At 59.5% G+C, this 9,628-nt stretch carries 8 protein-coding genes; all 8 read left to right on the top strand.

What is annotated here, in order from left to right; all coding sequences use genetic code 11:
- The first annotated feature begins 541 nt into the window (after window positions 1–541).
- Window positions 542–1,936, top strand: coding sequence for an amino acid permease (locus tag WCA53_RS23045; RefSeq protein ID WP_423915923.1), 1,395 nt, complete (start codon window positions 542–544; stop codon window positions 1,934–1,936).
- Window positions 1,937–2,390: 454 nt separating this feature from the next.
- Window positions 2,391–3,341 (top strand): hypothetical protein, encoded by a 951-nt coding sequence (locus WCA53_RS23040; RefSeq protein ID WP_423915922.1) that lies wholly within the window; start codon window positions 2,391–2,393, stop codon window positions 3,339–3,341.
- Between the two features lie 83 nt (window positions 3,342–3,424).
- Window positions 3,425–3,931, top strand: coding sequence for a hypothetical protein (locus WCA53_RS23035; protein ID WP_423915920.1), 507 nt, complete (start codon window positions 3,425–3,427; stop codon window positions 3,929–3,931).
- Window positions 3,932–4,106: 175 nt separating this feature from the next.
- Window positions 4,107–4,583 carry a (2Fe-2S)-binding protein gene (locus WCA53_RS23030; protein WP_423915918.1) on the top strand — a complete coding sequence of 159 codons (477 nt, stop codon included), beginning with the start codon at window positions 4,107–4,109 and terminating at the stop codon, window positions 4,581–4,583.
- An 81-nt stretch (window positions 4,584–4,664) separates the two neighbouring features.
- Window positions 4,665–7,052 (top strand): xanthine dehydrogenase family protein molybdopterin-binding subunit, encoded by a 2,388-nt coding sequence (locus tag WCA53_RS23025; protein ID WP_423915916.1) that lies wholly within the window; start codon window positions 4,665–4,667, stop codon window positions 7,050–7,052.
- A gap of 13 nt (window positions 7,053–7,065) precedes the next feature.
- Complete coding sequence (locus WCA53_RS23020; protein WP_423915913.1) at window positions 7,066–7,866, top strand: FAD binding domain-containing protein; 801 nt, start codon at window positions 7,066–7,068, stop codon at window positions 7,864–7,866.
- A 31-nt stretch (window positions 7,867–7,897) separates the two neighbouring features.
- Window positions 7,898–8,785 carry an AAA family ATPase gene (locus WCA53_RS23015; protein ID WP_423915911.1) on the top strand — a complete coding sequence of 296 codons (888 nt, stop codon included), beginning with the start codon at window positions 7,898–7,900 and terminating at the stop codon, window positions 8,783–8,785.
- A gap of 6 nt (window positions 8,786–8,791) precedes the next feature.
- Window positions 8,792–9,628 (top strand): vWA domain-containing protein (locus WCA53_RS23010; protein ID WP_423915909.1); only part of this gene is annotated, 837 nt, incomplete at its 3' end.

Here is a 9,628-nt window from a genome sequence, read left to right as displayed (position 1 = left end):
CGACCGGGCAAGTCAGCGCGCGCTGAAATTGCGGTGCTTGCGCTGCAAGCACCAGTTGGGCAGTGGAGGCGAAGCGTGTGCGCGCCTTTGGGATGAGGGGAGGGTGTTCGACTGCGGGTTAAATGTTTGGGGGCAGTACTACGTTCGGGCCAAAGACCTGAAGTGAGCAACGCCGACCCTTAGGTATTCGCGGTTTGAACGCGTTTCTTTGCTTCGTTTCTTTGCGCGTTTGCAAAGAAATGAAGTCCCGCCCCGGATAGGGGCTAATAGAAATAAGCAAGAAAATCCGACTTAAGCAGAACGACCACGCTCGGAGGAGGACTCAACGTTCTCCCCACACTCGCCGCGAGCAGCACCCCTCCCAACCCCTCATCCTCCGCGTTTCGCTGAAACAAACAAACGTGTCGAATATTTCACATCTAGGCGCCACCAGGCATTTTCGTGCAATAGTTTGCTACAAACAATCAACTTCTCTCCGATAAAATCGCAGGTTTCCGATCGATTTTTTCGCGCTTCGCGCGTGCTTGAGGAGTGCCTGTCCATGTCCCTGTTTCGCAAGAAAAGCATCGAGCACATGCTCGCCGGCGCACAACGCGCCGGACTCAAAAAAACGCTGGGGGCACTCGATCTCACCTTTCTAGGCGTCGGCGCAATCATCGGGACAGGCATCTTCGTGCTCACCGGAACAGGTGCCGTGCAAGCCGGCCCGGCGCTCATGGTCGCATTCGTGCTCGCAGCCATCGCATGCGGATTTGCCGCGCTCGCCTATGCGGAATTTTCATCGACCATTCCCGTCGCCGGTTCTATCTACACGTATTCCTACGCGACGCTCGGTGAACTGGCCGCTTGGGTCATCGGCTGGGACTTGATGCTGGAATACGGACTGGCGACGTCGGCGGTATCGGTGGGCTGGTCGGGATATCTCCAGTCGCTGTTGTCAGGATTCGGCATCGCCCTGCCAACGGCGCTTACGGCCGCACCCGGCGCAGTGCCCGGCGCGTTCACGCTATTCAACCTGCCCGCGTTCCTCGTCATGATGGCCATCACCGCGTTGCTATCCCGCGGCATGAAGGAATCCGCGCGCGTGAACAACATAATGGTCGCGATCAAGGTTGTGGTCGTGCTGATGGTCATCGCGGTTGGTATGTTTCACGTCAAGCCCGAGAACTGGCATCCGTTCATGCCCAATGGCTGGAGCGGCGTATTTGGCGCAGCCGCCGTGATGTTCTTCGCTTTTATCGGCTTCGATTCAGTTTCTTCGGCGGCCGAAGAGGTGAAAAATCCGAAACGCGATCTGCCGATCGGCATCATTTCATCGCTGGCTGTGTGCGCCGTGCTGTACGTAGCGGTGGCCGCAGTGGTGACCGGCATCGTGCCGGCAGCGCAATTCGCGAACATTTCAAATCCGGTTTCGTATGCGCTACAAGTGGCGGGCCAACCGTGGGTGGCGGGCTTCATCGACCTGGGCGCGGTGATCGGCATGCTGACCGTGATCCTGGTCATGAGCTACGGCCAGACCCGCATCATCTATGCAATGTCCCGCGATGGCCTGCTGCCCGCACGCCTCTCCACCATTCATCCGAAATATGGCACGCCGTTCTTCACCACCTGGCTCGTGGGCATTTTCTTCGGGTTGATCGGCGCGCTTGTGCCGCTGAATGTGCTGGCGGAACTGATCAATATCGGAACGCTGGCCGCGTTTTCGATGGTGTCCGTCGCCGTTCTCATCCTGCGACGCACGCATCCCGATCTGCCGCGCGCGTTCCGCTGCCCGGGCGTGCCGGTCGTGCCGGTCATAGCCGTGGCGTCATGCCTGTTCCTGATGCTGAATCTGAAGGCCGTGACATGGATCGCGTTCGTCGTGTGGCTTACGCTCGGGCTGGCAATTTACTTCGCCTATTCGCGCCGGCATTCGAAACTGGGGAAGGGCATCTAGGGATACGCCTGGCTTGGACCTAGTCGCTGGGCCTTTCGCTCATTTGGAGTGGCATGCAATGCGGCACCAGCGCAATTCGTGCGCCGCCACCTGATGCAGTGGGAAGCTATCGAAGGCCGTTTCAACGTATGTTGAAACGGCCTTTGCATTGTGCGCCTCGCAATCCCTCGCCTTTTCGTTTTCATCGCGACTTTAGGATTTGTCTGATTTACCTGTGGGTGCATCAGTCGCTAAAAAAACATGGTCGAACTAATCAAAAGGTACATGACCCGTGAGACGAAATTATCTTAGGATCGGTGATAAAGCGGCCAACGGTGCAACGATCATTGAAGGCACGGATAAGGTTAAGGTCGGTGGCGTACACCTTACGTACCTATATGCGAAGGTCCGTTGTCCCGCTTGCAATACCATCGGCATCATCGTTCCATCGGGACCACGCCGTCCCGGAAAATGGATGGACAAGGAGCCCGCCTTAGACAACGATCTCTGCGCCTGTAAATGCGACCCCAAGCCCTATTTGATTTCGTCGCAGAGTCGCATGTTTATGTCGTTCCAGCCTCAAGAGTTAGCCGCAATGGGTTTTTTGCCGACGGGCAGGCCGCTCTCGAATTCGCCGCCGCGGCCTGCGGGACTGGCTGAACGAGAGCCAGTTGAATCGACCCGCAGTAATCCAGCAACCGGCCCTAACGGTCAACCGGTCACTGATTGTTCATATCTCGATGGTTCAAAGAGCCGAATCGATGGACCGGCTGACTTTTACGTCTCGCGAAATACTGTGAGCCTGTCACCGGGAAAGCCAACCCAAGCTAACTTCCCGGCGGGCGGCACAGCGGCCGCAACGCAATACGATGCGACAGTCGAGCGTAAGCAGATTTCGATCTTCGTACCGACTCGCCCGGCCGTGGATGGCTTGCCGATGATCCGAGAGCGCCAGTTGGCGAAGGCGCTGGAAAAGTTGCCGTCTCAGAAATTGGAAAATATCGGTCAAATCACGACCAATGCGAGTCCGAATCCGGAAGACGCGATCTGGCAACGAGATTATGGGCAAGCAGACTTCTCATCGGCCGCGACCGCCAGCTTGAAACAAGGTGTCGCGTTTTATCCGTGGGCCGCGTGGAAGGGACAAGGCGAAATCCCGCAGCGATACATCGACAGCACGATGCTCCACGAGACGGGACATCAAGTGAGTGAGGCACTCTGGAAGGATCCCGCAATGAAGCAACGTTTTGTGGATGCGATTGCCAGCGACGGACAGACACCATCGCAATATGCGAGCCGGAGTGCGAATGAAGACTTTGCTGAATCGGCAAATATGTATTGGTCGAGCAAAGGGACACCGTGTGAGGCAGAGGGACGGAAGCGTTATCCGGCGAGGTTTAACTACTTCGATTCAATTGCCAAATGACGAAGATGCCCGGGTTAGCTATTGCCGTAGCGACGTCGATCATGCTCGCCACTGGGTGCTCGACTCATACAAAAGGAACAGTAATGCCAAACGATTTTTCATTGGAAGGATTTCAGCCGGCAAACGTTCCACACCCCGGAACCATCACGTTTATCGAATCGTGGAACGACGTTCCCAAGCGAAAACGTGCTGACGAATATCCCGACTCGTTTAAATTTCTTTGCCTGGACGAGAACGAGAAGGAAGTTTCTCGTGACAAAGCGAAGTGGTGCATCCCTATAGTGGAGTTCGATGTTTTTTCTGTAGATGACAACGGAAAGTCGGTTCCTTTTAAAGAGGCATCCTCCATTTCGATAACGGCGCATGGACCTAATCATCGGTTTGTCCGTTCTCTTTCTTCCGCGCCGCGCCCTCCATCGCCCGCGGTCCCCGTTCCGGGGTCCGCTGCAGGACGTGCTGTGCCACCTGCGGATATTGGCGGCGCTTCACGGACTGCTTCGTCGTCGAGCGCCCCTCAGCAGAAATACGAACTGGACAAATTGCAGATGACATTCTGGGAAAGGCTCAAGAGGACGATTCGCGATATTTGACCAGTCTTCACCCAGCTTTAGCCCAATGGCGATGGTCTTCATTTTGTGCTTTACTCATCGTTACAACAAAAAACACGAACCCAGCCAGACACTCACAGCAGTGATCCGCCAAGGCAAGTGAACAAAATATGTGGCGTGTGAGCTTCGGTTGGTCCATCCCCGAAGGAGACAAAGCATGGCGCTCAGCATCAGCCTGACGGTCAACGGTAAAGCCGTGACCGCGACTGTCGAACCTCATATCCTGCTCGTCCAGTTCATCCGCGAAAACTTGGGCCTGACGGGCACGCACATCGGGTGCGACACCGCCCAGTGCGGCGCGTGCACCGTTCACGTCGACTCTCGCGCCGTCAAATCATGCAATATGCTGGCCGTGCAAGCCGACGGATCGTCAGTAACCACGATCGAAGGCATGGCGCACAACGGCGAACTCCATCCCATGCAAGCGGCGTTCAAGGATTGTCACGGCCTGCAGTGCGGTTTCTGCACGCCCGGCATGGTTATGAGCGCGACCGCGCTCGTCGCGCAAAAACCCGATCTCACCGAAGCCGATGTCCGCGAGCAATTCGACGGCAATCTTTGTCGATGCACGGGGTATCACAACATCGTGAAAGCGGTGGTGCAGGGCGCGCAAGCCATGAAAGCGACCGCCTGACGTTCTCGCCCGAGACACACACACGCGCTGAAGCACGCACTTTCCCGACGATGTTGAATCGCGCCTGAACAGGAGACCGCGATGAATGCCCCTGAGACCCAACACATGATTGGCGCCGGCGTCAAACGCAAGGAAGACTATCGCTTCCTGACGGGTAACGGCCAGTACACCGACGACGTCGTTCTTCCTCGACAAACCTACGCCATCTTCCTGCGCTCACCCCACGCGCACGCGAAAATCCGCAGCCTCGACGTAACCGCCGCGAAAGCCGCGCCCGGCGTTATCGACATATTCACCGGTGCGGATATGGCCGGTGAAAAGGTAGGCGGATTGCCATGCGGCTGGCTGATCCACAACATCGACGGCAAGCCGATGAACGAGCCGCCGCACCCCGTACTCGCGCACGATAAAGTGCGCCACGTCGGCGATCAGGTCGCGCTGGTCGTCGCGGAATCGGTAAAGGAAGCGAAGGACGCGATCGAGTTGATCGAAGTGGATTACGACGTGCTGCCGGCGGTTGTCGATACGGCCACCGCCGCCGATGGCAACCAGCCGCTCGTCCACGATGAAGCGCCGGACAACCTCTGCTACACCTGGGGCCACGGCGACAAAGCCGCCACCGACGCCGCCTTCGCGCAAGCTGCTCACGTGACCACGCTGGATATAGTGAACCAGCGGCTGATTCCGAACGCGATCGAGCCCCGTGCCGTGAATGCGAGCTACTCGAAGTCCGACGACAGCTACACCGTCTACGTCGCCAATCAAAATCCCCATGTGGAGCGCTTATTGATGGCGGCATTTGTGTTGTCGCTCCCGGAATCGAAGTTGCGGATCATCGCGCCGGATGTGGGCGGCGGCTTCGGATCGAAGATCTATCTGTACGCCGAAGATGTCGCGCTGACGTGGGCATCGAAGAAAGTTAGGCGTCCGATCAAATGGACGTGCGAGCGCTCGGAGGCGTTTGTCTCCGATGCCCACGGCCGCGATCACGTGACGAAAGCCGAACTTGCGCTGGACGCAGACGGCAAGTTCCTCGCCATGCGCGTCCATACGACGGCGAACATGGGCGCGTATCTATCGACGTTCGCGTCTGCAATACCGACCATCCTGTACGCCACGCTGCTCGCCGGCCAGTACGCGACGCCCGCGATCTATGCTGAAGTGAAAGCGGTTTTTACGAACACCGTTCCCGTCGATGCGTATCGCGGCGCCGGTCGTCCCGAAGCCACGTTCGTGGTCGAACGGCTGGTTGAAGCGGCGGCGCGCGAGATGAATATTCATCCGGCTGAACTCCGCCGGCGCAATTTCATCCGCTCGTGGCCCTACACCACGCCAGTCGGGTTGACCTACGATTCGGGCGATTACGCGGGCTTGCTCGACCGCGCAATGCAACTCGCCGACGTGGCAGGTCTGGAGGCGCGCAAGGAAGAATCGAAGAAAAAGGGCAAGCTGCGCGGGCTTGGCTATTCCTGTTACATCGAGGCGTGTGGATTGGCGCCGTCCAACTTGGCCGGCGCGTTGGGCGCGCGGGCGGGTCTGTTCGAAGCAGGGGAAATCCGCGTGCATCCGACCGGCTCTGTCACGGTGTTCACCGGTTCGCATAGTCACGGGCAAGGTCACGAAACGACCTTTGCGCAAGTCGTGGCGGACCGGCTGGGGGTATCGATGGACAACATCGAAATCGTCCATGGAGACACTGGCCGGATTCCATTCGGGATGGGCACGTACGGCTCGCGGTCGATAGCAGTCGGCGGCTCGGCGATCATGAAGGCGCTGGACAAGATCGAGGACAAAGCGAAGAAAATCGCGGCGCATTTGCTGGAGGCATCGGCGGAAGATATCGAGTTCAAGGACGGCATTTTCCGCGTTGCCGGGACGGATCGGACCAAGGCGTTCGCGGAGGTTTCGCTCGCGGCCTACGTGCCGCACAACTTCCCACTCGATAAACTCGAACCCGGCCTCAACGAAAACGCGTTCTACGATCCGAGCAACTTCACGTATCCGTCGGGCGCGTACTTGTGCGAAGTGGAAGTGGATCAGGACACGGGCGAAACCCGCATTGCGAAGTTCACCGCCGTAGACGATTTCGGCAACATCATCAATCCGATGATCGTGGAGGGGCAGGTTCACGGCGGCATTGCGCAAGGTATCGGCCAGGCAATGCTCGAACGCGCCGTCTATGACAACGAAAGCGGCCAGTTAATGTCCGGTTCGTTCATGGATTACGCAATGCCCCATGCGTCCGATCTGCCGAATTTCACCGTGGAAACGGCGAAAGGCACGCCATGCGTGCACAACCCGCTTGGCGTGAAAGGCTGCGGCGAAGCGGGCGCGATTGGGGCGCCGCCCGCCGTGATCAACGCGATCATCGACGCGCTTGCTCCGCTCGGCGTGAAGGATCTGCAGATGCCCGCGACGCCGCATCGTGTGTGGGCCGCAATCCACGCCGCTACTTCCGCTCAAGGCTAAAGAGGACTCCGACATGTATTCATTCGATTATCAGCGGCCGGAGCAATCGGACGCGGCGGTGCAATTCTTGAAGCAGCATGAGGACGCTAAGTATCTCGGGGGTGGCCAAAGCCTGTTGCCGACCATGCGCTTGCGCCTGGCACGACCTTCGGCGCTAGTGGATGTCACGCGTATCGCTGCGATGAAGTCGATTGCCGTAACAGGCGACAAGCTGACCGTCGGCGGGGCGGTGTGTCATGCGGAAGTCGGCGCGAACGCCGATGTGAAACGCGCGCTGCCGGGTCTGGCTCAGCTCGCTTCGCACATTGGCGACCGGCAAGTACGGGAGCGCGGCACGATCGGCGGGTCGCTCGCCAACGACGATCCCGCTGCATGCTATCCGGCGGCCGTGCTGGCGTTGAACGCGACTATCGTGACGGATAGAAGGCGCATTGCCGCCGATGACTTCTTCCTCGGCATGTACGAGACGGCGCTCGAACCGGACGAGCTGATTACGGCGGTGGAATTTCCGCTTGTAGAACGCGCCGCGTACGAGAAGTTTCGCAATCCGGCGTCGCATTTTGCGCTGGTCGGGGTGTTCGTCGCGAAGCATGCGGACGGCGTGCGTGTGGCGATAACGGGCGCGGCGCCGTGCGTGTTTCGGGCGAGCGAACTGGAGGCGGCGTTGTCGAAGGAGTTCTCGGTGGCATCGGCGCGCGGCACGACATTTTCCGCCGATACCCTAAACGACGACATGCACGCGAGCGCGGTGTATCGCGCGCATTTGATTCCGATTCTCGCGGGCCGGGCGGTGGAGCGCGCAAACGGTTTTTAAGGGTTGTAGTGGTTTTCTGGGCAGGAGCTTCATGGAGCCGGCATCGATCGATGAAACGCTCGCCGCGCTTGCGCGACAGCAATACTTCGCCAGTCGCGAACTCGCGACTGGCCTTTTTCTCGCGCTGAAAATGCAGCGGCCGTTGTTTCTCGAAGGCGAGCCGGGCGTGGGCAAGACGGAACTGGCAAAGGCGGCCGCGGCGTTGCTCGGCACGCAGATGCTGCGCCTGCAATGCTATGAAGGGCTCGACACCGCCAGCGCGCTCTACGAGTGGGATTACCCGCGTCAGATCATGGCGCTGCGGCTGGCCGAAGCCACGGGCGACGCGCCATCGAATGAATCGCTCTACAGAAGCGAGTTCTTGCTCAAGCGTCCGTTGTTGCAGGCGCTGATGCCCGATCCCTTGGCTGCCGGAGCGCGGCGGGTTCTATTAATCGATGAAATCGATCGCGCCGATGAACCGTTCGAAGCCTTCCTGCTGGAATTGCTGTCGGATTTCCAGGTGTCGATTCCCGAATACGGAACGGTGCGCGCGGAGATTCCGCCCTTGGTCGTGATGACGTCGAATCGCACGCGCGAGGTTCACGACGCGCTCAAGCGGCGTTGTTTGTATCAATGGATCGGCTATCCGTCGCGCGATGTGGAATTGCAGATCGTCGCGGCCCGCGCGCCTGAGGCCAGCGCGCAATTGCAGGCGCGCGCGGTGGCATTTGTGCATCGGCTCAGGACACTCGATCTGTTCAAGGCACCGGGGGTGGCGGAGACCATTGACTGGTGCCGGGCGCTGACGGCGTTATCGGTGAGTGAACTCGATCCGCAATCCGTGCAGGACACGCTGGGCGTGCTGCTGAAATATCAGGACGACCTCACGCGCGTGGATGCCGCCGAGATCGCGCAGTGTTTGATTGCACCGGCTTGAACCGCCATGGAAACGGCAACGCTTGCCCATAACGTCGTGCACTTTGTCCGATTGTTGCGCGCAGCGGGACTGGCGATGTCGCCGGCCCATGGCGTAGACGCCCTCGAAGCCTTGCGCTGGATCGACATAAGCCGTCGCGACGATGTGCGGGCGGCGCTTGCCGCGCTGCTCGTCCAGGCCCCTGACGAGCGTGAACTCTTCGACCAGGCCTTCAGGCTTTTCTGGCGCGATCCCGACTGGGAAGGCAAGTTGCGCGCGTTGCTGCTGCCGAAAGTGACGAGCGGTGCGCCGCCGCCCAAGCGCAACAATCGTCTCGCCGATGCGCTGGCCGCGCGGGCGCATTCGTTATCGTCGAAACCGCAGCACGAGGCACAGCCTGAACAGGTCCACGCGCGCCTGACGTTCAGCGCTCAGGAGCGCTTGAGCCATCGCGACTTCGAGACCCTTTCCGCCGATGAATGGCGCACGCTCCGCCATCAAATCCGGTCGCAGAAACTGCCCCTTGCAACCGAGCCGACGCGTCGCCTGAAATCCGCTTCGCACGGCACGCATGCCGATCTGCGCGCGAGTGCGCGAAGCGCCGTCCGTTCCGGCGGCGACTGGACCGCATGGAAGTATCGGCAAGCGGTTGAACGCCGGCCGCCACTCGTCTTGCTCCTCGACATTTCCGGCTCGATGAGCGCGTATTCCCGAGCTGTGCTCTACTTTTGCCATGCGCTGCTGCAATCGCGCGAACGCCTGCAGGTGTTCCTGTTCGGCACGCGTCTGACTCACGCCACGCGGGCGTTGCGCGAGCGGGACCCCGACGTGGCGATTGCTGCGTTGGCCGATCAGGTGGTCGAC

The organism is Caballeronia sp. (assembly GCF_049581465.1).
Classification (GTDB): Bacteria; Pseudomonadota; Gammaproteobacteria; order Burkholderiales; family Burkholderiaceae; genus Caballeronia.
Note: the sequence above shows the minus strand (reverse complement) of the source record. Positions and strands in the feature narration are given on the sequence as shown.

Coding starts and splice junctions, on each gene's coding strand:
- WCA53_RS23030 (WP_423915918.1), top strand. CDS start 4,107: ATGGCGCTCAGCATCAGCCTGACGGTCAACGGTAAAGCCGTGACCGCG.
- WCA53_RS23045 (WP_423915923.1), top strand. CDS start 542: ATGTCCCTGTTTCGCAAGAAAAGCATCGAGCACATGCTCGCCGGCGCA.
- WCA53_RS23025 (WP_423915916.1), top strand. CDS start 4,665: ATGAATGCCCCTGAGACCCAACACATGATTGGCGCCGGCGTCAAACGC.
- WCA53_RS23035 (WP_423915920.1), top strand. CDS start 3,425: ATGCCAAACGATTTTTCATTGGAAGGATTTCAGCCGGCAAACGTTCCA.
- WCA53_RS23020 (WP_423915913.1), top strand. CDS start 7,066: ATGTATTCATTCGATTATCAGCGGCCGGAGCAATCGGACGCGGCGGTG.
- WCA53_RS23040 (WP_423915922.1), top strand. CDS start 2,391: ATGGACAAGGAGCCCGCCTTAGACAACGATCTCTGCGCCTGTAAATGC.
- WCA53_RS23015 (WP_423915911.1), top strand. CDS start 7,898: ATGGAGCCGGCATCGATCGATGAAACGCTCGCCGCGCTTGCGCGACAG.